General features: G+C 73.3%; 24 protein-coding genes. 7 read left to right on the forward strand and 17 right to left on the reverse strand.

What is annotated here, in order from left to right; translation table 11 throughout:
- Positions 1 to 146 precede the first annotated feature (146 nt).
- A complete protein-coding gene (locus ACZ5K7_RS16060) occupies positions 147 to 1,208 on the reverse strand; it encodes a chitinase (protein WP_450971876.1) in 1,062 nt (353 codons plus the stop codon).
- A gap of 245 nt (positions 1,209 to 1,453) precedes the next feature.
- On the opposite strand from ACZ5K7_RS16060, the gene ACZ5K7_RS16065 reads away from it, so the two are divergent.
- The gene (locus tag ACZ5K7_RS16065) at positions 1,454 to 2,494 is read left to right on the forward strand and encodes a C40 family peptidase (RefSeq protein ID WP_468913939.1); all 1,041 of its coding nucleotides are present in this window, start codon (positions 1,454 to 1,456) and stop codon (positions 2,492 to 2,494) included.
- Positions 2,495 to 2,519: 25 nt separating this feature from the next.
- Here ACZ5K7_RS16065 and ACZ5K7_RS16070 read toward each other — a convergent pair whose 3' ends face one another.
- Both ACZ5K7_RS16070 and ACZ5K7_RS16075 read right to left on the reverse strand, forming a co-directional pair.
- Positions 2,520 to 3,182 (reverse strand): response regulator transcription factor, encoded by a 663-nt coding sequence (locus ACZ5K7_RS16070; RefSeq protein ID WP_351696295.1) that lies wholly within the window; start codon positions 3,180 to 3,182, stop codon positions 2,520 to 2,522.
- A 7-nt stretch (positions 3,183 to 3,189) separates the two neighbouring features.
- On the reverse strand, positions 3,190 to 4,449 hold the full coding sequence (locus ACZ5K7_RS16075) for a sensor histidine kinase (RefSeq protein ID WP_468913942.1): 1,260 nt from the start codon (positions 4,447 to 4,449) through the stop codon (positions 3,190 to 3,192).
- A 184-nt stretch (positions 4,450 to 4,633) separates the two neighbouring features.
- Between ACZ5K7_RS16075 and ACZ5K7_RS16080 the strand changes: the two genes are divergently transcribed.
- From ACZ5K7_RS16080 to ACZ5K7_RS16090, 3 genes are read left to right on the forward strand one after another with little or no spacing between them, the layout of a single operon-like run.
- Positions 4,634 to 4,864, forward strand: coding sequence for a hypothetical protein (locus ACZ5K7_RS16080; RefSeq protein ID WP_468913945.1), 231 nt, complete (start codon positions 4,634 to 4,636; stop codon positions 4,862 to 4,864).
- Positions 4,861 to 5,610: an ABC transporter ATP-binding protein gene (locus tag ACZ5K7_RS16085; RefSeq protein WP_351696192.1), complete on the forward strand. Its 750-nt coding sequence runs from the start codon at positions 4,861 to 4,863 to the stop codon at positions 5,608 to 5,610. The genes ACZ5K7_RS16080 and ACZ5K7_RS16085 overlap by 4 nt, the downstream gene beginning before the upstream one ends.
- Positions 5,611 to 5,615: 5 nt before the next feature.
- Complete coding sequence (locus ACZ5K7_RS16090; RefSeq protein ID WP_468914495.1) at positions 5,616 to 8,192, forward strand: FtsX-like permease family protein; 2,577 nt, start codon at positions 5,616 to 5,618, stop codon at positions 8,190 to 8,192.
- A 210-nt stretch (positions 8,193 to 8,402) separates the two neighbouring features.
- Here ACZ5K7_RS16090 and gndA read toward each other — a convergent pair whose 3' ends face one another.
- A complete protein-coding gene (gndA, locus tag ACZ5K7_RS16095) occupies positions 8,403 to 9,842 on the reverse strand; it encodes an NADP-dependent phosphogluconate dehydrogenase (protein ID WP_468913947.1) in 1,440 nt (479 codons plus the stop codon).
- Positions 9,843 to 10,161: 319 nt separating this feature from the next.
- On the opposite strand from gndA, the gene ACZ5K7_RS16100 reads away from it, so the two are divergent.
- Together ACZ5K7_RS16100 and ACZ5K7_RS16105 are read left to right on the forward strand one after the other, a co-directional pair.
- A complete protein-coding gene (locus ACZ5K7_RS16100; protein WP_468913949.1) occupies positions 10,162 to 10,473 on the forward strand; it encodes a hypothetical protein in 312 nt (103 codons plus the stop codon).
- Between the two features lie 95 nt (positions 10,474 to 10,568).
- Positions 10,569 to 11,519, forward strand: a complete 951-nt coding sequence (locus ACZ5K7_RS16105; protein ID WP_351696186.1) for a glycoside hydrolase family 26 protein — start codon at positions 10,569 to 10,571, stop codon at positions 11,517 to 11,519.
- 6 nt (positions 11,520 to 11,525) lie between these two features.
- Here ACZ5K7_RS16105 and ACZ5K7_RS16110 read toward each other — a convergent pair whose 3' ends face one another.
- The 9 genes from ACZ5K7_RS16110 to ACZ5K7_RS16150 all read right to left on the reverse strand — a co-directional run bounded on the left by ACZ5K7_RS16110 (position 11,526) and on the right by ACZ5K7_RS16150 (position 19,891).
- Positions 11,526 to 11,807: a hypothetical protein gene (locus ACZ5K7_RS16110; protein ID WP_351696184.1), complete on the reverse strand. Its 282-nt coding sequence runs from the start codon at positions 11,805 to 11,807 to the stop codon at positions 11,526 to 11,528.
- Positions 11,808 to 11,842: 35 nt separating this feature from the next.
- The gene (locus tag ACZ5K7_RS16115; protein ID WP_468913954.1) at positions 11,843 to 12,715 is read right to left on the reverse strand and encodes an NADase-type glycan-binding domain-containing protein; all 873 of its coding nucleotides are present in this window, start codon (positions 12,713 to 12,715) and stop codon (positions 11,843 to 11,845) included.
- A 524-nt stretch (positions 12,716 to 13,239) separates the two neighbouring features.
- Positions 13,240 to 13,809 (reverse strand): phage tail protein, encoded by a 570-nt coding sequence (locus ACZ5K7_RS16120; RefSeq protein ID WP_468913956.1) that lies wholly within the window; start codon positions 13,807 to 13,809, stop codon positions 13,240 to 13,242.
- A 28-nt stretch (positions 13,810 to 13,837) separates the two neighbouring features.
- Positions 13,838 to 15,799: a putative baseplate assembly protein gene (locus ACZ5K7_RS16125; protein WP_351696178.1), complete on the reverse strand. Its 1,962-nt coding sequence runs from the start codon at positions 15,797 to 15,799 to the stop codon at positions 13,838 to 13,840.
- 5 nt (positions 15,800 to 15,804) lie between these two features.
- Positions 15,805 to 16,248, reverse strand: a complete 444-nt coding sequence (locus ACZ5K7_RS16130; RefSeq protein WP_351696176.1) for a GPW/gp25 family protein — start codon at positions 16,246 to 16,248, stop codon at positions 15,805 to 15,807.
- Positions 16,249 to 16,288: 40 nt separating this feature from the next.
- On the reverse strand, positions 16,289 to 18,199 hold the full coding sequence (locus ACZ5K7_RS16135; RefSeq protein ID WP_351696174.1) for a VgrG-related protein: 1,911 nt from the start codon (positions 18,197 to 18,199) through the stop codon (positions 16,289 to 16,291).
- Positions 18,199 to 18,921 carry a CIS tube protein gene (locus ACZ5K7_RS16140; RefSeq protein ID WP_351696172.1) on the reverse strand — a complete coding sequence of 241 codons (723 nt, stop codon included), beginning with the start codon at positions 18,919 to 18,921 and terminating at the stop codon, positions 18,199 to 18,201. Before ACZ5K7_RS16140 ends, ACZ5K7_RS16135 begins: the two co-directional genes overlap by 1 nt.
- A gap of 22 nt (positions 18,922 to 18,943) precedes the next feature.
- Positions 18,944 to 19,366 (reverse strand): phage tail protein, encoded by a 423-nt coding sequence (locus tag ACZ5K7_RS16145; protein ID WP_093500599.1) that lies wholly within the window; start codon positions 19,364 to 19,366, stop codon positions 18,944 to 18,946.
- A 39-nt stretch (positions 19,367 to 19,405) separates the two neighbouring features.
- Positions 19,406 to 19,891, reverse strand: a complete 486-nt coding sequence (locus ACZ5K7_RS16150) for an extensin (protein ID WP_468913963.1) — start codon at positions 19,889 to 19,891, stop codon at positions 19,406 to 19,408.
- A 997-nt stretch (positions 19,892 to 20,888) separates the two neighbouring features.
- Here ACZ5K7_RS16150 and ACZ5K7_RS16155 point away from each other — a divergent pair.
- Positions 20,889 to 22,868, forward strand: a complete 1,980-nt coding sequence (locus tag ACZ5K7_RS16155; RefSeq protein ID WP_468913966.1) for a hypothetical protein — start codon at positions 20,889 to 20,891, stop codon at positions 22,866 to 22,868.
- 134 nt (positions 22,869 to 23,002) lie between these two features.
- Here the strand turns inward: ACZ5K7_RS16155 and ACZ5K7_RS16160 are convergent, their stop codons facing one another.
- From ACZ5K7_RS16160 to ACZ5K7_RS16175, 4 genes are all read right to left on the reverse strand, one after another.
- Positions 23,003 to 23,170 carry a DUF6760 family protein gene (locus ACZ5K7_RS16160; protein WP_351316879.1) on the reverse strand — a complete coding sequence of 56 codons (168 nt, stop codon included), beginning with the start codon at positions 23,168 to 23,170 and terminating at the stop codon, positions 23,003 to 23,005.
- Complete coding sequence (locus tag ACZ5K7_RS16165) at positions 23,167 to 23,637, reverse strand: hypothetical protein (protein WP_351696166.1); 471 nt, start codon at positions 23,635 to 23,637, stop codon at positions 23,167 to 23,169. Before ACZ5K7_RS16165 ends, ACZ5K7_RS16160 begins: the two co-directional genes overlap by 4 nt.
- Complete coding sequence (locus tag ACZ5K7_RS16170) at positions 23,637 to 24,080, reverse strand: phage tail protein (protein ID WP_189262970.1); 444 nt, start codon at positions 24,078 to 24,080, stop codon at positions 23,637 to 23,639. Before ACZ5K7_RS16170 ends, ACZ5K7_RS16165 begins: the two co-directional genes overlap by 1 nt.
- 62 nt (positions 24,081 to 24,142) lie before the next feature.
- Entirely contained in the window at positions 24,143 to 25,726 is a 1,584-nt protein-coding gene (locus tag ACZ5K7_RS16175; RefSeq protein ID WP_468913969.1) for a phage tail sheath subtilisin-like domain-containing protein, read from the reverse strand.
- Between the last annotated feature and the right edge of the window lie 144 nt (positions 25,727 to 25,870).

Below are 25,870 nucleotides of genomic sequence, written 5' to 3' on the forward strand. Positions count from 1 at the left end.
GGGGTTGTCTTTGCGATAAAGGAGAAAACGCAAAGGACCTTTGCGCACAGCGTTTCCCACCCCTCCCCCCCCCCTGTCCCCGCCCGGGCCCCCGGGGGCCCCCCCCCCCCCCCCCCCACGGTCGGAGGAATCAGCCGCCCGGGGTCCTACCGCCCCAGACCGGCGAAGCGCCCGAAGCGGGCGAAGGTGTGGCTGAAGTACCAGGGGTCCTGGGCGATTCCGGAGCAGGCGTTGGCGCCGCCGGTGCCGACGCAGCCGCCGTTGTCGCGCTGGAGGGCCCAGAAGGAGAGGGTGTCGATGCCCCGGGCGGCGGCCCAGCGCTCGACGTCCACGGCGTTCTGGGTGGTGAAGGTCTCCTCGGGGCCGTAGTCGTCGATGCCGGGCATCTCGGTGACGCCGACCATGCCCCAAAGCTCCTTTGAGCTCTTGTGCGGGTAGAGGGCGGCGAGTTGGGCGTGCAGACCGTCGGCCGCGGTCCTGGTGTCGGCGGCCATGTCGTGGGTGGCGCCGTCGTAGTAGTCGAAGGTCATGATGTTGACGACGTCCACGCGCGCGTGGTGGGCGACGGCGTTCTGGAGGACGGCCAGGCCCTTGGCCTCCAGGCCCTTGGTGGTGGTCGGCAGGGTGTAGGAGAACTGGAGCGGGTGGCCGGTGCGGTCGGCCCAGCGCTCGGCCTTGGCGATCGCCTGGTTACGGCGGTCGACCCCCGCGGTGTCGGCGAGGGAGTCGGCCTCGATGTCGAGGTCGATGCGGGAGATGCCGTACGTCGTGACGAGCTTCTCGTACACCCCGGCGATGGCGTCCACGTCGGTGCAGCTGTCGGCGAGTTCGGTGCCGGTGGTGTCGGCGGCGTAGCCGCCGAAGGAGGGGATGGCGTTGCCGCCGCGGGCCTGGAGGGTGGCGATGTCGGCGCCGAAGGTCGACGGGGAGATCGGCTGGGTGGCGTCGCCGTTCCAGTCGGCGGTGCAGGAGCCGGCGGCGGGCGTCTGGAGGAAGGCCAGGGTGAGGTACTTGTTGCCGGACTCGGCGGCGAGCGCGGCGGGGCTCTGGCCGGTCCAGGCCTCGAAGTAGGGCGCCGCGACCCGCGCGGGCATGGGCTTCGCGGCGTGGTGCGGGGAGGCCTGTGCGGCGCCTGATCCGAGGGCAACGAGCGTGGCGGACAGAGCGGTTGCGGTCAGGGCGGCCTGCAGGGCACGAGTGCGTCTCATGGGCGCCCATATTTGGACTAGACCAATTAACTGTCAAGGTTCTTAACAGTCCACGGTTCGACACACCGTGACCCGACCGGCACAGAAGGCCAGTTGGCGACCGGTGGCCGGATTTTTTCCATGCGGAGATTTGAACTGAACATAAGAGAGTCATTAATGTCTGGGACTCGTACTACTAGTTGATCCATCGCTTGCTCCTTACTTGATCCGTTGCTCGACTCCTCGCTCGGAAGGAGATCGCCCCCGTGGCGTTCCACCGTCGTCCCAAGCAGCCGAGCCGTGCTCGGGTCACCGTGCTCACCACCGCCGCCGCTGCCGCCGTGGTCCTCTCTTCACAGGCGGCCGACGCCGCGCCCGGCGCGAAGCCGAGCAAGGGCGAGGTCAAGTCCAGGGTCGACAAGCTGTACGAGGAGGCCGAGCAGGCCACCGAGAAGTTCAACGGGGCCAAGGAGAAGCAGGAGAAGCTCCAGAAGCAGATATCCGCGCTGCAGGACTCGGTCGCGCGCGGTCAGGACGAGCTGAACGAACTGCGCGACGGCATCGGCTCCATGGCCACCGCCCAGTACCGCAGCGGCGGCATCGACCCGTCCCTCCAGCTGTTCCTCTCCGCCGACCCGGACGACTACCTGGACAAGGCCTCCACCCTTGACCAGTTGAGCGGCCAGCAGGTCGAGACGCTGAAGAAGATCCAGGCCAAGCAGCGCGAGCTGGCGCAGGAGCGGGCGGAGGCCACCGGCAAGCTCAAGGACCTGGCCGCCACCCGCACCGAACTCGGCGCCAAGAAGAAGGAAGTCCAGGCCAAGCTGGCCGAGGCGCAGAAGCTGCTCAACAGCCTCACCGCCGCCGAGAAGGCCGCGCTGACCGCCGAGCAGGACCGCGCCAGCCGCTCCTCCAGCGAGCGGGTGGACCTCGGCAACGACACCTCCGCCACCGGCCGGGCCGCGGCCGCCTTCGCCGCCGCCAAGACCAAGCTCGGCACGCCGTACGTCTACGGCGCCACCGGCCCGTCCTCCTTCGACTGCTCGGGCCTGACGTCCTGGGCCTACGCGCAGGCCGGGGTCTCCATCCCGCGCACCTCCGAGTCCCAGACCGGGATCGGCACCAGGATCTACTCGACGTCCGGCCTCCAGGTCGGCGACCTGGTCTTCTTCTTCAACGACCTGCACCACGTGGGCCTGTACGCGGGCAACGGGCAGATCCTGCACGCCCCGCGCACCGGCACCGTGGTCCGCTACGAGTCGATGTCCACCATCGGCGGCCCGTTCATGTTCGGCGTCCGCGTCTGACCTGCCTCGCAAGCACCAGAGACCCTCAGCGGGATCTGACCCGGGCGTCCTCCAGGTAGTGCAGGACCGCCGCGACCCTGCGGTCCACCCGGTCGGCCGGGGACAGGTCGAGCTTGGCGAAGATGGACCGGATGTGCTTGTGGACGGCGCCGTCGGTGACGACGAGGCGTTCGGCGATCGCGGAGTTGCCGAGGCCCTCGGCCATCAGGGCGAGTACGTCGCGTTCGCGCGGGCTCAGCCGTTCCAGGCGGGTGTCCTGGCGGGAGCGGGTGAAGAGCTGGGCGACGACCTCGGGGTCGATCGCGGTGCCGCCGTCCGCCACCCGGTGCAGGGCGTCGAGGAACTCCTCGACCCGGCCCACCCGTTCCTTGAGCAGATAACCGAGGCCGCCGACCCCTCCGGTGAGCAGCTGGGTGGCGAAGCTCTGCTCGACGTACGCCGACAGGACGAGCACGGCGAGCCCGGGGTGGCGGCGCCGGGCCTCCACGGCCGCGCGGATCCCTTCGTCGGTGTGGGTGGGCGGCATCCGGACGTCCAGGATGGCCACGTCCGGCCGGTGCGCGTCGATGGCGTCCAGCGCCTCGTCCGGCGTCCCGGCGGTGGCGGCCACCTCGACGCCCTCGGCCCGCAGCAGCAGCGCCAGGCCCTCCCGCAACAGCGGGTCGTCCTCGGCCATCACGATCCGCAGCACTCGGTCAGGTTCCACAGGGCAGTTCCACTTCCAGGGTGGTCGGGCCGCCTGCCGGGCTGGTCAGGCGGAGGGTGCCGTCGTGCGCCGCGACCCGGCGGCGGATGCCGGTCAGCCCGGAGCCGCCGGTCGTGTCGGCGCCGCCCCGGCCGTCGTCGGTGACGGTCAGGGTGAGCCGGCCGCCGCGGGCCCGGACGGCGACCGCGGCCCGGTCGGCGCCGCTGTGCTTGGCGACGTTGGTGAGGGCTTCGGCGACGACGAAGTAGGCGGTCGCCTCCACGGAGGCGGCACAGCGCTCGGGCGCGTCGACGTCGATCCGGCACTGCACCGGCGACTCGGCGGCCAGGCCGGACAGGGCGCCCGCGAGGCCCCGGTCGTCCAGAACCGGCGGCAGGATGCTGCGCGAGACCGTGCGCAGTTCGGCCAGCGCCTGTTCGGCGGCGGACTGGGCGCGCTCCAGGATCTCGTCGGCACGGGACGGATCGCGGGCCACCTGGCGGCGGGCGGCGCCGAGCAGCACGGTGACCGAGACCAGCCGGTTCTGCGTGCCGTCGTGCAACGCCCGCTCGATCCGGCGCAGTTCGGTGGCGTGCGCGTCGAGGGCTGCGGCGCGGGTGGCGGTGAGTTCGGCGACCCGGAGGGAGAGGTCCGTGTCCGAACCGGCGGCGAGCAGGCGCCGCCCGGGGTCCGCCTGGAGGCGTGCCATACCGGGGGTCAGGCCCAGGACGACGGCGGTTGACCCGATGCCGAACATGCAGACGGCGAAGGCGTCCGCCCAGGAGTGCGCGACGCCGTAACCGAAGGAGGTGGCGGTCAGGTTCCTGGGCATGAACCGCCAGTACAGCGGAAACAGCGTGTCCCGTACGGCGGAGAGCGGCAGCAGGGCACCGAGCAGCCCCAGCGACAGGCCGAGCGTGCCGTGCCGCAGCAGCCAGCGCAGTTCGCGCCGGGTGGTGGGGTCGGTGAGCGCGAGCCGAAGCCGGGTGGGCGGCGGGTCGGGGGCGATGACCTCGGGCCCGCGCCGGCCGAGCCGCGCCCGCTCCCGCCCGGCCAGGGCGTGCAGCGCGCGCAGCGCGAGCGGGGCCAGGAGCATGCCCACGCCCAGCGGCGCGGTCACGGCCGTCACCGCGAGCAGAAGCAGCAGGCCGAACGCCGGGGCGGCCGTGCCGAGTCCGCCGACGAGCTCGGCGATCGCACCGCCGGCCGCGCGCAGCGTCCGCCCGGCGAGGCCCCTGACACCCTCGGCCCGCACACCGGTGACAGCCATGCGCGCTCCTTCCTCCGTTGCCAGGAACCCTAGGACGTACGGCAGTTGGCCGGGCCCGTGCGGCCCGGAAAGTAGCGCCTGCTGTACCTCGAAGCGGGCGGTCCACGGGATCGGCCGAGGAGGGTCACGGTCCGTAGCGTCGGAGCCCGTAACGCAGGACGTCAGCCCCCAGCCGGAGGTTCCCGTGGCCAGCACCGACCCCTATCGCCTCACCAGCCCGCCCCCTGTCGACCGGCCGGGCGGCGGCGCGGACCTCGTCCGCGTGCTGCTGTGGTCCCTCCTCGTCCTCAGCACGGGCGCCAACATGGCCACCTCGTACGGCGGTGTGCCCGTCTGGTCGCACGTGGCCTGCGGTGTGGTGACCCTGCTCAGCGCGGGCATCCTGGTGGCGCGCCGGCTGCGGGGGCGTCGATGAGCACGGCCACCGTGGAGACCGCCCGCCGGGCCCCCGCCATCGCACTGACGGGCGTGGGCAAGACGTACCCGGGCGGGGTACGGGCCCTGGACGAGGTGTCGCTCACCGTGGAACACGGCACCTTCCTGGCCGTGATGGGCCCCTCCGGGTCCGGCAAGAGCACGCTGATGCACTGCGCCGCCGGACTGGACTCGCCGACCTCGGGCAGCGTCCGTATCGACGGCCGGGAGATCGCCGGGCTGAACGAGACCAAGCGCACCGAACTGCGCCGGGAGCGCGTCGGTTTCGTCTTCCAGGCCTACAACCTGATCCCGTCCCTCTCCGTCGAGGACAACATCACGCTGCCGCTGCGGCTGGCCGGCCGCCGTCCCGACCGGGACTGGATCCGTACCCTGACCGAACGGGTCGGGCTCGCCGACCGGCTCCACCACCGCCCCGCCGAGCTCTCCGGCGGCCAGCAGCAACGGGCCGCACTGGTACGGGCGTTGGCCGCGCGCCCGGCGGTGGTGTTCGCCGACGAGCCGACCGGCGCGCTCGACCTGCGCAGCGCCCACCAGGTGCTCGACCTGCTCCGGACGCTCGTCGACGACCTCGGCCAGACCGTCGTCATGGTCACCCACGACCCGGCCGCGGCGGCCCGTGCGCACCGGGCGCTGGTGATGGCCGACGGCCGCGTGGTCGAGGCCATCGACCATCCGACGGCCTCCCAACTGGCCGCCCGGCTCGCCGCGTTGGGAGAGTGGTGACCGCCGTGCTGCACTTCGCCCTGCGGATGGCCGCCCACCGGTTCGCCTCGCTGCTCGCCGTGGCCTGCGCGGTCCTGGGCGGCGCGGCCCTGATCACCGCCACGGGTGTGCTGGCGGAGTCCGGCCTGCGCTCCCAGCTGCCGCCCGGCCGGCTCGGCGGCGCGGACGTCGTGGTCGCCGCCGACCAGGAGTACCACGTCCCCGGCGACCTCCCGATCGCCCTGCCGGAACGCGCCACGGTCCCGGCCGCCCTCACCGACCGCCTGGCGAAGCTGCCCGGCGTCACGGCCGCGGTCGGCGACCTCGGCTTCCCGGCCGCCGTGACGGACCCGCGCGGCCGTCTCGTCCCGGTCGCCGGCGAGGACCCGGCGACGGCGGGCCACGGCTGGTCCTCGACGCGGCTGCTCGCCGACGCGCGCATCGAGGGCCGTGCCCCGTCCGCCCCGGCGGAGGTGGCGGTGGACGCGACGACCGGCCTCTCCGTCGGCGACCGGGTCCGCATCATCGCGAACGGCCGCGCGGCCGAGCCCTACCGCGTGACGGCCCTGGTCCGCGCCTCGGATGCGGGGATCTACTTCACGGATCAGGCGGCGGCCCGGCTCAGCGCCCGCGCCCGCAGCACCGCCACCGCCGGCACCAGCACCAGCACCGGCACCAGCACCGGCACCGGCGAAGGCACCGTCGACCTCGTAGGCCTGCGCACCGCCCCCGGCGCCGAGCAGCAGGTCGCGGCGGAAGCCCGCGAGGCGGTCGCCGGCACCGGGCTGAAGGTCCTCACCGGAGCAGACCGCGGGACGGCCGCGGCTCCCGGCGTCGGCTCCGCCCGCTCCCTGCTGATCCTCCTGTCCGGCTCCCTCGGCGGGATCGTCCTGCTGATCACCGGGTTCGTCACCGCGGGCGCGCTGGGCGTGGCGGTCGCCGGCCAGCGCCGGGACCATGTGGCGCTGATGCGGGCCGTCGGGGCGACGCCGCGGCAGATCCGCCGGCTGGCCGCCGCCCAGTCGACGACGGTGACGGCCGTGGCCCTGGTCCCCGGCATCGCCCTCGGCTACCTCCTCGCCGCCCGCTTCCGCACGCTCCTCGTCCACCGGGACGTGCTGCCGGCCGGACTCCCCCTGACGTTCAGCCCGTTCCCGGCCCTGGTGACGGTCGTCCTCCTCGTCGCGGTCGTCCGGGTCGCCGCCCGCTGCGCGGCCTGGCGGACCTCGAAGATGCCGGCCACCGAGGCGGTCGCCGAGTCCCGCAGCGAGCCCCGCACCCCGTCCAGGTCCCGTACGGTCACGGGCCTGTCGCTGATCGCCGCCTCCTGCGCCCTGTCCGTCACCCCGCTGCTGCAACGCACCCTGATCGGTGCCTCCGCGACCTCCATCGCGGGCATCGTCGCCGCGATCGGCCTGGCGCTGGCGGGCCCCGCGCTGGTCCGGACGGCGGGCGAGGCGGTCGTACGACGGCTGCGCCCCGGGGTGTCCGCGCCGACCTGGCTGGCCCTGTCCAACGTACGGGCGTACGCGCAGCGGGTCACCGGGGTGGTCAGCCCGCTGGCCATGGCGGTCGTGTTCGTGCTGACGTACGCGCTCGCGCAGACCACGGTGCTGGCCGCGACCTCGGACGACACCCGGACCGGGACGCTGGGCCAGTACCGCATCGGCGCCCCCGCGCTGGGCGGGCTGCCGGACGGCACGCTCGCCGCCGTACGACGGCTCCCGGGCGTCGAGGCCGCGGCGCCCGTCGGCACGACCACCGTGGTCTGGCCCTACCGTCAGTTCGGCGACCCCCAGACCGAGTCCGCCTCGGCGCTGATCCTGACCCCGGCCGCGAAGGACGTCCTCGACCTGGGGGTGACGCGGGGCAGCCTGACCGGTCTCTCCGGCGCGACGGTGGCCGTCAGCAGCGAGGTGGCGGGCCCGCGCGACGCCGAACCGGGCGCCCGGATCAAGCTGTTCCTCGGCGACGGCGCGCCCGTCGAGGCCAAGGTGGTGGCCGTGTACGACCGCGGGCTCGGCTTCGGCCCGCTCGTCCTCTCCCACGACCTGGCCACCGGACACACCACGAACGGCCTCGACCGGAGCGCGCTGGTCCGCACGGACGGCTCCGCCGGGGCCGGCCGCGCGCTGACCGCCCTGGCCGCCGCCCGTCCCGGCCTCGCCCTGTCGGACACGGCCCCGCGGGCGGGAGCGGACACCCCGCCCGAGATGTGGGTGAACCTGGCCGTCATCGTCGTCCTGCTCGGCTATCTGCTGCTCAGCATCGCCAACCGGCTGGTCGCGGCGACCGCCCAGCGCCGCACGGAGATCGCCGCGCTGCGGCTGGTCGGTACGACGCCGAGGCAGATCCTGGCGATGATGCGCCGGGAGGCCGGGGTGATCGCGCTGGCGGCGCTGGTCGCGGGGGTGGCGCTGTCCGCGCTGCCGCTGGCGCTGCTGGGCCAGGGCTTCCTGTCCCGCCCCTGGCCGGCGGGCCCGGTGTGGCTGCTCCCGGCGGCTGCGGCGACGGTGATCCTCACTTCGTACGTCACGATCGAACTCCCGACGCGACGGGCCCTGCGGGTGCCTCCGGCGGAAGCGGTTCGGGTGGGTGTCTGACAGGGGCGAGCTGCCGCGCCCCGTCTTTCAGGGGCGCGGGGAACCGCGCGACCAGCCACATCGGACCCGCAGTCGACCACTGGACGGAATGGCGGTTCGAGAGTGCCGCGATCTGTCGTCAGCCGAGTGCGGCATCGTCGTGGCTGAGCGCGCCCACGCGGCGGTAGCCGCATATCAACTGCAGCCCCGCGCCCCTTACGGGGCGGTTGCTCAGCCCTGGGTTTCAGGGCGGCCCTCGGTCGCCCAGTGGGTGTGGAAGGCGCCCTCCCGGTCCACCCTGCCGTACGTGTGCGCGCCGAAGTAGTCGCGCTGGCCCTGGAGGAGGGCCGCGGGGAGTCGGTCGGCGCGGAGCGTGTCGTAGTGGGCGAGGGCCGCCGAGAACGCCGGCACCGGAATACCCCGGCGTGCCGCGGACGCGACCGTCTCCCGCCACGGCACCTGCGCGTCGGCGATCTCCTTCGCGAACTCCCGCTCGGCCAGCAGGCTGACGAGGTCCGGGTCGGCCCGGTACGCCGCGCGGATCCGGTCGAGGAAGGACGCGCGGATGATGCAGCCGCCCCGCCAGATCCGGGCCACCGCGCCGAGGTCGATCTTCCAGCCGTACTCGGCGGCCGCGTCCTGGATCATCGTCCACCCCTGGTCGTAGGCGATGACCTTCGACGCGTACAGGGCGTGTTCGACGCGGGAGGCGAAGCGGTCGGACTCGGTGGCGCTCAGCGGGGGCGTGGTGCCGCCGGGCAACCCGGCGTACGCGGAGCGCAGTTCGCGGCGGCCGGACGCGGCACGGGCAAAGGTCGCCTGGGCGATCGCGGTGACCGGCGAGGCCAGGTCCAGCGCGGTCTGGACGGTCCAGCGCCCGGTGCCCTTCTGTCCGGCCGCGTCGGCGACGATGTCGACGAAGGGCGCGCCGGTGGCGGCGTCCACGTGGGCGAGCACGTCGGCGGTGATCTCGATGAGGTACGACCCGAGCCGGCCGCCGTTCCACTCCCGGAAGATGTCCGCGATCTCGGCCGGCGCGTACCCGCCGACCTGGCGGAGCAGGTCGTAGGCCTCGGCGATGAGCTGCATGTCGGCGTACTCGATGCCGTTGTGGACCATCTTCACGAAGTGCCCGGCGCCGTCCGCGCCGACGTGCGTGGCGCACGGCTCGCCGCCGACCTTCGCGCTGATGTCCTCGAACATCGGCCCGAGGACGGCGTAGGACTCGGCGGAGCCGCCCGGCATGATGGACGGCCCGTTGAGCGCGCCCTCCTCGCCGCCGGACACCCCGACCCCGACGAAGTGCAGGCCCTTCTCGCGCAGGGCGGCCTCGCGGCGGCGGGTGTCGGCGAAGTGGGCGTTGCCGCCGTCGATGACGATGTCACCGGGTTCGAGGAGCGGCGCGAACTCGTCGATGACGGCGTCGGTGGCGGCACCCGCCTGCACCATGATCATGAGCCGCCGGGGGCGTTCGAGGGCGGCGACGAAGTCCGCGGCGGTCTCGGCGCCGACGAACGTGCCCTCGTGTCCGTACTCCTCGACCAGGGCGCGGGTGCGGGCGGGTGTGCGGTTGTGGACGGCGACCGGGTAGCCGTGCCGGGCGAAGTTCCGGGCCAGGTTGCGGCCCATCACTCCGAGGCCGGTCACGCCGATGGCTGCGGATGCGTGCACGGGGGACTCCGATCTGCGGACGAACGCTGTCCCCGCAAGTACGGGCGGACGAGGGCCGGGTGTTCAGTCACCGGCCATGGTGAGGACGATCCGCCGGCGGGGCTCGACGGGCGGGGTCAGGCCTCCTCGACCTCGGACAGCGGTACCGGCAGGGCGTCGGCGGTGATGGTGCCCGGGTGAGTTCGGTCATCAGGGAGGGCAGTTCGGCGATGATCCCGCGGGCGGTGACGGAGCCCTGGCCGGACCCGAACGGGCGAAAGTCGGGGCACCCGGCGTGTGAGGCCACCTCGGGCCCGGCCGTTCATCCGAGGATCCGACAATGCGAACGGATGATCCACGACTCGTCACGGCCGCGGTCGTCCTCCTCCTGACGGGCGCGTTCCTCATCCCGCCCGCCAAGGCCGACGCCCAGGACGAGCACCGCGCCACCGGCACCCCCAGCGCCCCGCCGTCCGGGAGCCCCACCGACCGCTGGACCGCACCGACGGTCCGCCACCGGCTCCGCGCCGGCTCGACCGGCAACGCGGACGGCCCCCACCCGCACTTCGAGGTCCGCACCGGCCCCGCCACGGGCTCCGCGGTGCCCCCGCCGCCCTGGCCGCGCCGGCACGGGGTGCCCGTACCGCCGTGACCGCGCCGGGGCGTCGGCGGCCGGCGTCCTCGCACAGCAGTCCAAAATGCCCACAACGGGCAACTCGCCCTCCCGGAACGGCCAGACTGCACCCCATGGCACGTCTGAGGTTCCTCCTGGTCGCCACGCTGGTCGCCCTGTTCCTCCTCCCCGTCTCCCGCCCGGAAATCGCACGGCCGGCCGCCCCCGGCCCCTTCGGGGCGTACGTCGGTTACGGCGCCGAAGGCGTACGCCGGGTGAGCGCGCTCGGCAGCTGGCTGGGGCACGACGAACCCCGGGTCGGGCACACCTACCTCCCCGGTGACGTGTGGCGGAACATCGAGGGCGCCCCCGACTTCGTACGGCTGTGGGCGAACTGGCGGCGGGCCGAGCCCGACCGGCTCCTCGTGCTCAACGTGCCCATGCTGGAACGGACGGAGGCGCATCTGCCCGACACCGAGGTGCGCCGCCAGCTCCGGTTCGGGGCGCAGGGGCGGTACGACGGGCACTTCCGGGCGCTGGCCCGGCGGCTGGTGGCGGTCGGCGCGCCGGACACCGTCGTGGTGCTCGGCTGGGAGATGAACGGGGTGACGTACACCCACCGCTGCGGCCCCGACCCGGACGCCTGGAAGGCGTACTGGGTGCGGATCGTCACCGCGATGCGGTCGGTGCCGGGCCAGCGGTTCCGGTTCGACTTCACACCCAACCGGGGGCGCGACGCGGTCCCCTGGACCCGGTGCTATCCGGGGGACCGGTTCGTGGACATCATCGGCATGGACGCCTACGACGCCCCGCGCGGGATGTCCTTCGCGGAACAGGTCACGGAGCCGTACGGGCTGCGGGCCCAGGTCACGTTCGCCCGCGCGCACGGCAAGCCCGTCTCCTATCCCGAGTGGGGGCTGTACGAGAACGGCGACGACCCGGCGTACATGAAGGGCATGGTGAAGTGGTTCGCGGACAACCGCGCGCTGTACCAGAGCATCACCGACTACTGCCCGCACGGGGTGTGGGGCTGCCGGGGCAACCCCAGGTCAACGGCCGTCTACCGGTCCCTGATGAGGAAATAGGGATCCTCAGCTCCCCGGGCTCGGCCGGCCCTTCCTCGATCGGAGGCGGGCGAAGAGCCAGAGGAACAGGCAGGCGAAGAACAGGCCCCCGACCAGGTCGAGCACGGCGTCCAGCAGCTTCCCGGCGGAGAACCCGGAACCGGAGACGAGAGCGAAGGCGAGGAGGAGCAGGGCGCCGAGGAACTTGAGCAGCACGCCGGCCACGACCTTGAGGGCCACGGGGGTCAGCGGGACATCGCGCCAGCTCCTGCGCGCGGTGCGCTTCTCCCCTGCGTCCTTCTCGGCCATGGCCGGATTGTCGCATCCCCGAGAACCCGGCGTTCTCAGGAGGAGTTCGCGCTCGACGGGCCGAAGAACTCTATTTCGGCGATGGCCACCTGGGTGGCCCCCGAGGCCTGGTACGACGACTCGATCGTGAAGCGGACCGAGACGACGTTCTTCACCCGGAAGGCCCGGGTCTGGCCGCCGGCCGTCTGGTCGAGGGTGATCTCCCGGGTCTCCGTCTTGCCGTCCGACGTCTTGATGGTCGCCTTCATCCGGTGCGGCAGGGCCGACTTCTTCAGCTGGTCGAAGCGTTTCGACTCGCCGGAGGAGATGACGACGTTCAGCAGGGAGACCGGTTCGTCGAAGCGCGCCTCGATCCACTCGCCCACGCCGCCCTGGACCACGCCGGGGCCCCACCAGGTGTTGTTCAGCTCGTCGAAGAGGAGCTCCGGCTTGTGGCCGGCGTACGAGCGGGACGCGCTGACCCGGTCCGGGGGGACCAGGGCGCGCTTGGCGAAGTGGTCGCGGGTCGCGCTCACCGCGTTCGGGATGTTGAACGCCAGGACCGCGACGAGCGCGATGACGACGGTCGCGCCGATCCAGGTCAGCACGCGGTCGAAGGCACGGCGCAGCCGGGGGCGGTCGCCGGCCCAGGGGGTCTCGCGGTTGCGGAAGTCGAAGATGCGGCGCCACCAGGGGCGGGGGGCCGAAGGCGCGGCGTGGCCGTGGCCGGCCATGGGCATCGCGCAGCGGGTGCAGAAGTGGCGGTCGGGGCGGTTGGGGGTGGCGCACCAGGGGCAGGGGGTGCCGCCGTGGGCGCCGAGGTCCTCGCCGGGGCCGCGGACGGACTGGGGGCGCTGGGGGGTGGGGCGGCCGGGGAGGACGGGAGTGACCGAAGGGGGCGGCGGGGCGGGCGGGTTGGGGTCCGTCACGGGGATGAGTAGGCGGCGAGCCCGGTCGTGGTCGCCTTCGGCGGGTCCCTGCGGGGGCGGGACGGCGGTGTCGGCGGCGGCTTGTGGAGCGGGGGCGGCGGGGATGGGGGCGGGTGCAGGAATGGGGGCGGGTGCAGGAATGGGGGTGGGTGCAGGGACAGGGGTGGTTTCGGCCGTGGGTGTGGTGCCGCTCAGTGGGGGCTGAGCGCGCTCACGCGGCGGTAGCCGCACATCCGATTCAGCCCCGCGCCCCTGAGGGGGCGCTGCAGTGGTCGTTCCCAGTAGGTCGCCGCGTTGGGTTTGGGGCAGGCCCGAGCCGCCGTCTCTGCGGGTGAAGGCGTCCCAGCCGGGAGCGGCTGCGCCGGAGTTCGATGAAGGGGCCGGCGTCGGCTCGGGAGCGGGCGCCTGCCGTTGTCGGGGCTCGGCCCCGTTGGCCGCCCAGCTCAGTACCGAGCCGCAGGCGTCGCAGAAGGACTGGCCCGGTTCGGCGACCGTGCCGCACTCCGTGCAGTTCCGGTTGGTCGTCATCGCTGCGGGGTCCTTTCGGCGGACGGAGAGGAAGCGGTCACCTGGACCGTGTAGGGCATGTGAGCGGGGCGGGCGGCCGCCACGAGGTGTTCCAGGCGCACCTCGTCGGCCGGGGTGGGGGAGGGCAGCGCGAGGTGGACGTGCAGGCGGGGGCGGGCTTCGCCGGGGAAGGGGCCCAGCGGGCGGGCGTTCCAGTCGGCGCCGCCGCTCTCCGTGATCTCCGGTGTCACGCCGAAGGCCAGCCGGACCGCCTCGGACAGGCCGAGGCGGGTGCCCCGGATGCGGTGCAGGTAGGCGGCGGCCGCCACGGCTGCCCGGAGCAGGGGTTCCGCTTCCGTGCCGTCGGTTTCCGCGCCGACCCAGGTGCCGAGCCATTCCGCGAAGTCCAGCGGGGCCAGGGCCGGGTCGAAGTAGCTGGGCAGGCAGTCGAGGGTGTTCGGGATCGGGGCGATCACGTCGTCCAGGCCGGCGACGAAGCGCAGCGCCAGGTCGTCGTCGGCGAAGACCGCCGGGAGCATCGCGCCGATGGGCGCGGAGGAGCCGAGGCCGTCGATGGACCCTCTCACCGGACGCCTCCTCTCGAGTCGTTGACGGTCATTCGCCGATCACCCGGACCCGGTGGTCGTAGGAGAAGACCAGGGACGGGGCGTCCAGGTCGATACGGTCGGTCGCGTCGCCGCGCTTGCCGGTCAGCGGGTCGGCGGGATGCAGCACGACCTCGTCGACCAGCTCGATCCCGGGGACGCGTTGCAGCACCGCGAAGACCTCGCCCGACTGCACCGGGCGCCCGAACGGCCAGCCCTTGCCGTCCGCGCCGCCGGTCAGCGGGTCCAGGTGGCGGTAGAGGGCGTCGTGGGCCTGGCGGCGGACCCGGTCGACGTCCACACCGCGGAACGCGTGGACGGTGGCGACGACCGTGACGCCCTGGTAGAAGGGCGGCCCGACCGCCAACCGGGTGCCGATCAGCCGACGTTCGTCCAGATAGCGGGTGATGCGGTCCAACAGGGCGTCACCGGGGACGAGTTGCTCGAAGCGCAGCCGGCCGCCGGGGTCCGGAACCGCCTGCGGCACCACCAGCACCCGTACCGCGTACGACCCGTGCTCGCCCTCCTCGCCCTCCAGGCAGGTGATGCGGGCCGTCTCGGGGGCGGCGCGGCGGGCCAGCTCCTCGTAGTCGCGCAGGGTCACCGCCCGCTCCTGGGCGCGGAGCGTGATCGGGGCGCGGACCTTCGCCTCGGCGACCGTCTCGCCGTCCACTCCGCCGCGCGCGGCCTCCCGGTTGACGACCTCCGCCACGTACGGGATGGACGAGCGCAGGATCTGTACGGCCCCCCGGGCCACGTTGCCGTCCCGGCCGCCGCCCGTGCGGTAGCGGCGGGCCCGGATGACCGCGCCCTTCGGGGCCACCGTGCCGTACTGGCGCAGCGAGCCGTCCGGTTCGCGGACCGCGGGGCCGAAGGCGATCTCGCCGGTCGTCGCGTCGAGGGTGAGGTGCCGGTCCTCCGGTCCCGAGGCCGCGAAATGCGGGACGACCTGCCAGTCCACCCAGCCGCCCTCGCCGTCGTGCTCCGCGGTCTGCAGGAGCAGCGGCGGGGTGTCCCCGACGACCGGGGCGTGGGCGAGCCGCAGGCGCTGTCCTGGCAGGCCGGTGGACTCGCCGAGCGCCTCGTCCTCGACGGTCTCCGCGTGGACGGCGGCCGTGGTGCCGCCCACCGTGCAGGCCTCGACGAACCGGACCGTCGGGGAGGTGGTGTAGAAGGGCTGGTCGGCGCGCGGCTCGGTGACCCGGCAGCGCAGCCAGCTCGCCTCCAGGCCGCCGTTGCGGGACAGGACGTGACCGCCGGGGACGTGCAGCACGACCTCGCCGGGGCGGTTGAGGCCACCCGTGCCGTCCCGGTCGACCTCGCACTCCCGCCAGCCGTCCTCCGTCCACGCCTCCCACACCAGCGGGGGCTGCCGCGGGTCCACACCGACGCCGTCGACCCGGCTGTCCAGGTCGAGGGCGACCGCGCAGTGCGGGACGGCGGCGGAGAGCCCGAGCAGCATGCAGTCACCGGGGTTCGGGGACTCGGTGAAGCACAACAGGTCCTTGCCCTCGGCGAGCTCGTGGGTGAGGTCGACGACGGCCGAGCCGTGCTGCTGCCGCAGCAGGTGCCGCAACTCGCTGGACACGATGGTCAGTTCGCGCTCGGTCGCGAAGACCACCGCCTCCTGCGTCTCGGTACGGCGGGTCGCCACCTCGGTGCCGACCGGCACCGGGACCGCCTCCTCCTGGGCCGCCGACAGCCAGAAGGTCACGTCCGTACGGGCGGCGGACGGCGGGAACAGCGTGATGCCGACCAGGTCCAGGAAGGCCAGGTGGTTCTTCTCCGGAACCCGGTTCAGGCGGTACACGATCTGGTCGGCCATGTGCGCGACCGTCTCCACCAGCGTGATGCCGGGGTCGGAGACGTTGTGGTCGGTCCACTCCGGGGCGCGCTGCTGGATGTAACGCTTGGCGTCGTCGACGAACTGCTGGAAGCGGCGGTCGTCGAGGTTCGGGGAGGGCAGGGCCATCGGGATCAGCGGTCGCTTTCGGAGGAGTCCGAGGAGGCGGGAGGCAGGTCCGGCTCGTCGTGGGAGGGGATGACGTAGAAGGGGAACACCAGGCTGCGCGGGTTGTTGGTGCCGCGGATCGAGTAGCGGACGTCGATCATCAGCACGCTCGGGTCGGCGCCGGTGGTCACCTCGACGTCCTCGACCTCGATCCGGGGCTCCCAGCGGTCGAGGCTGGCGTACACCTCGTGCTGGATACGGCCGGCGGTCTGCTCGTTGACCGGGGCGAAGACGAGGTCGTGGATGGCGCAGCCGAACTCCGGCCGCATCGGGCGTTCGCCCGGGGCCGTGGAGAGGATGAGGCGGATCGCCTCCTCCACCTCCTTCTCGCCGCTGACCAGGGCGATGCCTCCGGTGGGTCCGATGCGCAACGGGAACGACCAGCCGGATCCGACGAACTGTTCTGCCATCAGCCCCGCACCCGCCTCTCCGGGAAGTCCTGGCGCCCGCTCATGCCGGAAGCACCATCACGGTCAGGCCGCCCATCGTCAGTTGGCCCAGGACCGGCACCTGAGGGGCCTGGATCCCCACGGTGGTGAGGGAGCTGATCGCGACGGCCGCGTTGCCACGCAGCGACAGGGCGGCGTTCGCCATCAGGTTCACGGCGGCGGCGTTCACGGAGACCGCACCCGCGGGGGACTTGATGTCGACGAGTTCCGCGCTCTGCAGGGACAGCGGTCCCCCGCTCCTGATGCTGAGCGCGCCGCCCGCCTTCAGGGACAGGTTGGCGCCCGCCTCGACCGACACCGATCTGCTGCCCTTGATGGAGACGCTGCCCTTGCTGTCCACGGTGATCTCGGTGTGCTGCCGGTCCAGGAAGACGGTGAGCTTGTTGTCGCCGCTGGCCAGCCGGACGCCCTGTTTGCGGCCCCGCTGGTCGAGCAGGTCCATGCGGTTGCCGACCCGGTCGGAGATGGTGTGCCGGGTGGCCCGGCCGCGCATGCCGTCGTGCAGCGGCACGTCCTTGACCCTGGTCGGCTTGTCCTTGCCGTTGTAGAGGCCGCCGATGACGTACGCGTGGTCGAGGGCGCCCCGGTCGAAGGCGACGAGCACCTCGTCGCCGACGTCCATCGGGAAGACCCCGCCGCCGCGCACCCCGCCCCACTGCACGGTCCGGGTCCAGTCGCTGACGTAGGTGTCGTCCAGCCACGGGAACTTGAGCTTCACCCGCCCCTGCTGGAGCGGATCCTGCACGTCGGTGACCAGGGCCTGCGCCACGCTGGGCTGCCGGTCGGCAGCGGCGTCCGAGGCACCGCCCGAGGCCACGCCGTACAGGGACCGCCACTGCCGGCCGCTGACCGTCACCCAGGTCTCGTAGTGCTTGGCGTCGCCGAAGACATGCCGTACCGAGGTGACCGTGTACTTGCCCTCGAAGGGGTCCCCGACGTCCGCGAGCGCCACCGGAACCCCCGGTCGCAGCTTCGGATTGCCCCGCACGACCACCTCCACCTCGGCGAACGTCGACGTGACGTCGTCGGAGAGGGCGTCGGCCGCGTACTTCACCTCGGACTGCTTGTCGTACGGCGTACGTGTCTCGACCAGCTTCGACGTCTTGAACTCGCCGGCCGCGGCACCCGGGGTGGTGCCGATGCTGTAGCCGGTGTTACCGGCGGGCGTGACGGTCGCCGTGAGCGTCTTCTTCGTGCGCACGTCCCAGCCGCGTGACTCGACCTTGTTCACCTGGTCGGAGGCGGTGACCGCGGTGCGCAGCCGCAGGATGTCGTGCCCGGCCTCCAGCACGAACGGGCTCTTGTCGCCGTCGGTCTGCGGCGACGGCGCTCCCGAGGCGCTCTTCTGCTTCACGAACTGGAACTTGCCGTCCGCGTCCACCGACATGACCATCTCGTTCTCGTCGGCGAGCCGGGCCAGGAAGTCCCAGTCGCTGACGTTCGACTGGCTGATGAACTCGTAGACGGTCCTGGTGGCCTGGATCCGCCCGATCGGCACCCCGTCCTGCGCGGCCAGCTTGCGGGCGATGTCGGAGGCGGTCTGGTTGCGGTAGGCGACCACGCGGCGCTGCCGCATCAGCCGGAACCCGTAGTCGTAGCCCCGGACCACCGCGTAGCTGCCGGTGCCGTCGTACTCGGCCTCCATCCCCGTGACCTCACCGGTGAGCAGCGGGTCGCCGGTGCCCTGCCCGTCCGAGACCGGCGTGATCACCACCGGGGTGCCGAACTGGACGCCCAGCTTGCCCAGCAGCTTGCGGGAGGGGTCGCGGAAGGTCAGCTGGAAGGCGGCCGGCACCCCGACGCCCTGGTCCACGTGGGCGTCGACGAGATACCGCCCGTACTCCGAGGTGGCCGTCAGCTCCTTGCCGCCGATGACGACCTTGATGACGTTCGAGAATGCGTGCTTCACCATCAGGACCGCACCTCCTCGGCGGCGGGCAACACCAGTTCCGTCCCCGCGGGCAGCCACCCCGGGTCGTCGATCCCGTTGGCGTCCGCGATCGCCCGCCAGGCGGCCGCGTTGCCGTACTCCCGCCAGGCCAGCGACTGCAACGAGTCCCCGGCGACGACCCGGTGCACGCGCTGCGCGGTGAGCGCGCCGGACGTCGGGTTCTGTCCCGCGGTCTTGCTCGGGATCTCGTGCAGCTGGAGCCGGCAGCTGGCCCGGATCGGCATCCCGCTCGTCCCGAACAGGGAGTAGGAGACGTCGACGGAGGCGACGTACGCCGTGAAGTGGGCGGTCGAGAACGAACCCCACTGGAACACCACCCAGGGCGGCGACGGCTGCTTGGCCGCGATGCTCTTGCTGGTGACCTCGCAGCAGGCCAGCAACGACTCCACCTTCTTCATCACGTCGTTGCTGTCCGGGTCGTCGGACCGGTCCAGGAAGATCTCCACGCTCATCTCGCGCGGGTGGGTGCCGAGGAACTCCGGCAGCGCGCCGTCCCGTTCGATCGGCGCCGCCGACGACTTCCAGTCCGCCCGGCGGGCGATCGACAGCTCCGCCGGGTTGAACTCGAAGCCGAACGTCTTGATGATGCCGCCCGGGCTGGTGCTGGTGCCCACGGGCGGTTCGTGTATCGCGAGGGTGGCCCGCACGAGGCTCTTGCCGGCGCCCCGGCTGCTCCTGGCCATGATCTCTCCGTCTGCCTCTCCGTCAGTCCGTGAATCCGTGGTGGGCGATCTCCAGGACCTCCGTGGCCACGGACGGATTGCCCGCGTCCAGGGAGGGCCCCTGCCAGCTCACCGGCAGCACGTCGAGCAGCCCCCACCGGGCCACCTCCGAGCCGTCCGCGCGCAGCGCCGTGATCTGCCCGGTGGGCCGCTCGATCCCCGTCTGCACGGACGAGATCCACTTCGCGACCTTCGAGGTGTCCGGGGTGAGCGGGCGGGTCAGCCGGATGTGGGAGAAGGTGACACGGGTCGGCAGCTGCCACACGAACCCGTTGTTGCCGCCCTCCTGCCGCTGCTCGATCTCCACCTGCGACGACAGCCCCTCGCACCCGTTGAAGTAACCGAGGTCCTCGCCGTCGATGGAGAGGCTGAACCAGACTGTGGTTCCCGGGTCCTGGCGGTCCATCGGGGGGCCTTTCTGTGGGTCGGTGCGCTGTCGTCGTGGTCAGGAGCGGAAGTCACGGAGCTTTCCGACGCGTTCGCGGTCACGGCGGAGTTCGGTGCGGACGTGGCGGGTGATCCGGTCGATGATCCGGTGGACCAGGGCGTCCACCTGGAACTCGGTGAGCGCGCGGGGGTCGAAGCCGCCCTCCTCGACCGCCTTGTACCCGGGGGGCGGATCGTCGGACGACGAACCGGAGCCGGAACCGGAACCGGAGGAAGAGCCCGAGGAAGAGCCCGAGGAAGAGCCGGAGTACGAGGGTGGCGGGTCGCTGGGAGGCGGCGGCTGCCGCTCGGCCCGGACGGTGGTGGCCGGCGTCTCCTTCACGGTGGCCGTGGGGAGGGCGTCGCGCTGGACGGTGGGACGGTTCAGGGGCGCCACGGGGAGGGGGGCGGTGGCGGAGATCGGGGTGGGGGCGCGCAGGGGGACGGGCTGAGCGGGCGTGGCGGTGGTGCTCGGCTTGACGGGCAGGGCGGCCGCGGGAGTCACCGCTCGCTGTACGAAGGGGGGCCGGGGCGCCGCAGCCGGTCCGGCGGGGGACGAGGTGACGCTCCCGGGCACGGCCGGCTGCGGCCGGCGCTGCGCGGATGCCGGGGGGCCGCCCAGGCCAGGAGCGCCGGGGGCGGCGGCCCGCTGGACGAACGGAGGAAGCGGCGAAGGGCCCGTCGTGGCGGGGGCGGGTGGAGCGGGTGGAGCGGGTGGAGGCGGCGTCGCCGGGGCGGCGGGGGCGGGCAGGGCGGGTCCGGCCGTCGTCGTCGGCAGGTGTGCCGCCGCGGCTCGCGGTCCCTGCCGGGGGGCTTCGGGCACCGGGCCGGAGCCGGCGGCCGGCCGGTCCGCCGAACCGCTCGACGCCTGCCGCCGCTGCACGGACGGCACAGCCGCCCCGCGCTCGGCACGCCTCGCGGGAGCCGGGCTCGCGACCGGGCCGGTGACGGGGGCGCCAAGACCGAGGCGGGGGGCGCGGGGGGCGGTCGTCGCGGCACGCTGCACGGAAGCCGAAGCGGAAGTGGAAGCGGAAGCCGACGCCGACGTCGACGCCGACGCGTGCCGGGCCGCCGTGGCCGGGCCGGTGGACGGGGCGTCGCCCGGCTCACGCGGATCCGGCGGTGTCGGTGCGCCGGGGACGGAGGGGACCGAGGTCTCCTCCGTCGTCCGCCGACGCTGCACAGCCGTCTCGCCCGCCGTGCGCACCTCGCCCGCCTTGCCGCCGTCCGTCGGAGAAGCTCCGGCGGTACCCGTAAGGGGGGCGCCGAGGCCCGGGCGAGCGGGGCGGGGAGCCGGGGCAGCGGGCCGGGACGCTGTCGAAGCGCCGTCCGAGGCAGCCCGGTCGGGCTCACGCGCCGGCGTCGGCACCTCAGCCGGTACGGCATCGATGGCGGCCGCGCTCTCCGTCACCCGGCGCTGCACGGGCACCTCGCGGCCACCGCCCGCGGCCGGGGCGGCCGGCGGTCGCCCACTCCCCGGTACGGGGGGCGTGGTCCCGGCGGTGGCCGAAGAGACGGCGGCGGCTTCGGTGGTGGTGGTGGTGTCGGTGACCGGCCGCGGTGCCGAACTCTCCGCCGTACGACCGCTTTCCGGGGTGTGCGGGGCGGTACGGCGCTGCACGGCGGGCGTCGCGGGGCTGCCGCCCGCAGCACCACTCACCGGCTGCCGCCGCACAGGGGTCTGCGACCCGGCGCCGGACATGCCGGAAGGCCCGCCGCGGTCCGGGGTCACGGCGGACGGCGTGGGCGTCGGGGATGCCGCGGGGGGCGTGGAAGGGGTACGCGAGGGTGTCGTCGTGGGAGCGGGGGGTGCGGTACGCGCCGCCGTAGCCCTGGGAGACACGGGTGCCGATGACGTACCCCCGCCCCCGCCACCGGACGCGGACCGCTGTACGACGGGAGGTGCCGCCGGCGCCGGTCCTGAAGGAGCGTTCCCGGAGGCACGCGAGGCGGTATCGGGCGAGGTACGGCCACCGTCGCGCGGGGGCGACGACAAGCCGCCGCTCACCGGCACCGGATCCCCGGGTACAGCCGCGCCCGCCGCCGTCTCGCCCCCGGCTCGGTCACCCTCACCCGCCGCCGGCACCGCACTCTCACTGGCCTGCGTCCTGGGCGCCGAGGGCAACGTCCGCCGTTGTACGGCCGTCGCCGACGTGCCCACCGGCGCGTGCGTCAGCGCGCTGCGGCGAGGCGGGACGGGAGGCGCGGCCGTGACCCGCGGACCGGTGGCCGGAGCCGGAGCGACCGGCGCCGACTGCGGCGTCCAGGCCACCGGCACCGGGGTCGGAGCGACGGCCACCGAGGAAACCGCCCGCTGCACGGCAGGCACCACCGGCCGCCCGTCCCCGGAGGTCCTCTTGACGAAGGAGGACGAGGGAAGTGACGGCGTGGAGGAGATCGCGGGGGCCGACGCGGCCGAGGAAGCGTGCGGGGTCGAGGAAGCCGACGGGGTCGGCACGGTCGAGGAAGCGTGCGGGGCCGAGGAAGCCGACGAGGTGGAGGAAATCGACGGGGTTGGCGGGGTCGGCGCGGCCGAGGAAGTCGACGAGGTGGACGAGACCGACGGGGTCCGGGACATCAGTGAAGTGGACGGAGTTGAGGAGGTCGAAGGGGTCGAGGAGGTCGAAGGGGTCGAGAACCTCGGCGCAGTGGACGGGGTCGACGAAACCGACGGGGTCGCCGGTATGGGCGCACTCCCCCCGCCCCGTACCGCTCCCGCTCCTGCCCCCACCGTCCGCGCGGCCGCACCACCACCGCGCGGCCCCGCCAACGGCACCCGCTGCACCGCCGGCGCCGCCAACGGCACTCGCTGCACCGCCGGCCCCGCCGAACCGGCCACCCGTCCCGAACCGGCGGAACCGGCCGGACTCGCCGAGCCGGCCGAAGCCGCACGCCCAGCCGCCTCCGCAGACGGCCCGGACCCCGCAGACCTGGCCGACCGTGCGGATCCCGCAGACCCAGCCGACCCCGCGCGCCCAGCCGCCCCCGCAGACCCGGCCGACGACCCCGCGCGCCCAGCAGCCCCCGCAGACCGTGCGGGCCCCGCAGGTCCACCCGCGTACCCAGGCCCACCCGCACCCGCGGGCGCGTCCGGGCCCGCAGTCGAAGCCGACCCGCCGCCCCCGGCCGGCCCGCTCCCGGCCGTCCGTGCCGTCTGGACCGTCGGTATCGCCCGCAGCGGCACCACCGGAACCGCCGAGCCCCGGCCACCGGCCGAACGCGTCAGCCCCGCCGCTCCCGTCGGACCGGCCGCGTCGACCGGCCCCGACAACGGGAGCCTCTGCACCGGGCGTTCCAGGCCGGACACGGCCCCCGCGCGCGTCGTCCCCGGGTGGCCGCCGCCGGCCAGGGACGCGCTCGACTCGCCGTCCAGGACCGCGTGCGAGCGCATGCCCATGAACGACGGGTTCTGCCAGGTGGGCAGCCGGCCGCCGAACCCCGGGTCCGCGACCGGCCCGCCCGCCGTCCCCAGCGCACGCTGAATCGGCGGCAGCCCGGACCAGGCCGCCGCCACCACGGGCCGCGGTGCCTCGACAGGCCGCGGCGCCTCCACGGCGGTCTCGGCCCCCGCGTCAGCGGTTCCGCGGCCCCGTATCCGATCCCACAACCCCACCGCTCAGCCCTCCGCCCCTGCGGAGGCCGCCCGGGTCACCAGGGACGCGATCTCCGCCGTGTAGCGGCGGCGGTCGGCGTGCTCCAGGTCCAGGATGTCCTCCAGGCTCCAGTGGAAGTGGTAGGCGACGTACGCGATCTCCTCGTGCAGCCGGTCGGTCGCGTACGTCACGATTCCCCCAGGCGGCTCCCGCCGAGTTCCACCTCGAAGGGCTCCGAGCAGTGCGGGCAGTTGACCGCGGCCCGGGTGTGGCCCTCCGCGTTGATCTGGCGGTAGAAGTCCTGCAGGAACGCCAGGTCGGAGGCGAACATGTTCTCCACGACCCCGTCGTGGACGAAGGCGAGCGTGCCCAGCCGGGTGATGACCCGTCCGAGCAGCACCACCGACAGGAACGCGGGGTTCTCCTGGACGCGCACGTCCCGCAGCGGGATCAGTTCGTCCCGTGCCGTGGACAGGCGCATCACGCCGTCGCGGTGGACGGTGCCCTGCTCGTCGACGTACCCGCGGGGCAGCTGGAACGGGAACTCCGTGCGCAGCACCTCGACGGGCGTCTCCGGTTGCTGAGGGGCCTGGGGCGCCGGCTCCTCCGGTGCGAGCGGCGCGCCCACGCCCCCGGCCCTGACAGCCGAACGCCTCATTACTCGATGACCAGTTCTTCGAACGTGATGGTCACGGTCTCGGTCAGCGCGGCCGCCTCGCCCGCCTTCACGGTGCTGGTGTCGATCTTGCTGCACCAGGCGTTGCGCAGGTTGTAGCGCTTCACCGGGTTGTTCTCGAAGTCCATCATGATGATGGAGGCGTTCTTGCGGGCCGTGGCCATCTGGCCGTTGATCGACTCGTTGATCCACTGGGTGAACGACGAGGACTGGGTCATACCGCGGACGACCGTGCAGGTGCCGTTCTTCTTCACGCCCGGCAGGTTGCGGACGTGGTTCTTCCCGTCCGGCGTGTTCTGCTGGTAGGTGATGACGTCCTGCTCCATCGTCATGCCGCTGACCTCGGCGAGGTACTCGACCATCACGCCGTCGATCTGCAGGCCGAAATTGTGCGATGTGAGGGCGTCACCCGGCTGGAGACTCATGTGTTACTGCCCGTTCTTCTCAAGATGCCTGGGAAACAAGGGGGTCGGGACCCGGAAATCCGCTACTCCTGGAGCTCGCCGCTGCCGCTGGAGAACTGGGCGAGGCGGAAGATCACGAACTCGGCGGGCTTGACCGGCGCGATGCCGATCTCGCAGATCACGCGGCCGACATCGACCGACTCCGGCGGGTTGGTCTCCTCGTCGCACTTGACGTAGTACGCCTCCTCGGGCCGCTGCCCGAACAGGGCGCCGCTGCGCCACTCGTTGACCAGGAACGCGGAGATGTTGCGCCGGATCCGGGCCCAGAGGTTGTGGTCGTTGGGCTCGAAGACCACCCACTGGGTGCCGATCAGGATCGACTCCTCCAGGTAGTTGAAGTACCGGCGGATGTTGAGGTAGCGCCAGGCCGGGTCCGAGGACAGGGTGCGGGCGCCCCAGATGCGGATGCCGCGGCCGGGGAACGCCCGGATGCAGTTCACGCCGATCGGGTTCAGCAGGTCCTGCTCGCCGCGGGTGATCTGGAGTTCCAGGTCGACCGCGCCGCGGATGACCTCGTTCGCGGGGGCCTTGTGGACACCGCGCTCGGCGTCGTTGCGGGCCCAGACGCCGGCCACGTGGCCGGACGGCGGGATCAGCCGGGACTGGCCGGAGGCCGGGTCGAAGGTCTTGATCCAGGGGTAGTACAGGGCCGCGTACTTGGAGTCGTAGCCGGCCGTCTCCTGGCGCCAGACGCGGATCTGGCGGGCGTTGAGGCCGGGCGGCGGGTCGATGACCGCGACGCGGTCGCCCATCAGCTCGCAGTGCGCGATCAGGCCGAGCTGGACGGCCTTGACGGCCTCCAGGTCGATCGCGCCGCGCTGGTAGGCGGCCATCAGGTCGGGCACGGCCACCATGGACACCTCGTCGACGGCCTCCAGGCCGCCGAAGCCGGTGCGGTCGGCCGAGTCGCCGAGGTACTCGGCGGGGCCGGGGTGGGAGCCGGCGTCCGCGACGGGGGACGCGGACGCCGGGGCGGGGGTCGGGGCCACGAGGGCCACCGTCTGGTTCTCCGGACGGGCCAGCTGCGCGGCGGGCGCGGCCTCGGTCACGGTGATGAGCTTGGAGCGCTCCTTGACCTGCGTGACGACGTAGTTGCGGCCGCCCTTCTTCGCGGTCACGTCGAAGGTCTCGACGGCCTTGCCGCCGTCCTTGACGACCAGCTTGAAGCGCTCGGCCGGGCCCTCGCCCTCCGGGTCGGCGACCTCGACGCTCAGGTCACCGGAGGCCAGCGCGCTCACGGTGAAGGTGCCGAGCTGCTTGGCCTCGCCGGGCGGCAGCGCGGCCGGCGCGGCCGAAGACCCGACGGCGGCAGGCGCGTTGACGCCGGTCTCGGCGCCTTCCCGGGTGCCGCCGACACGGACGACGTAGGCCGCCGAGCCGCCGTTGTTGAAGAAGCCGTAGACGGAGTGCGCGAGGTAGTACCCGTCGGTGAACTCACCGAAGGACGCGACGTACTGCGTCCAGTTGGTCACCAGCGTCGGCTCGTTCAGCGGACCGGTCGGGGCCAGGCCCACGAAGGCCGCCACCGACGTGCCCACCCCCTCGATGGGGCGCGAGCCGCTGGCCACCTCCTCGACGTAGACGCCGGGCGACAGGTAGGACGGCATGCTCTGCTCTCCTCGGGGTACGAGACAGGAACATTCCCACCCTCACGCGCGAAGCGCGCATTCGGAAACGTCCTCCGGTGCCTCACCGGGGGCAGTTCCCTTGCCCGCAAGGGCAGTCCGGGCCGCCCCGCAACCCTTCGGCCG

It is taken from the genome of Streptomyces sp. NPDC031497, assembly GCF_055580905.1.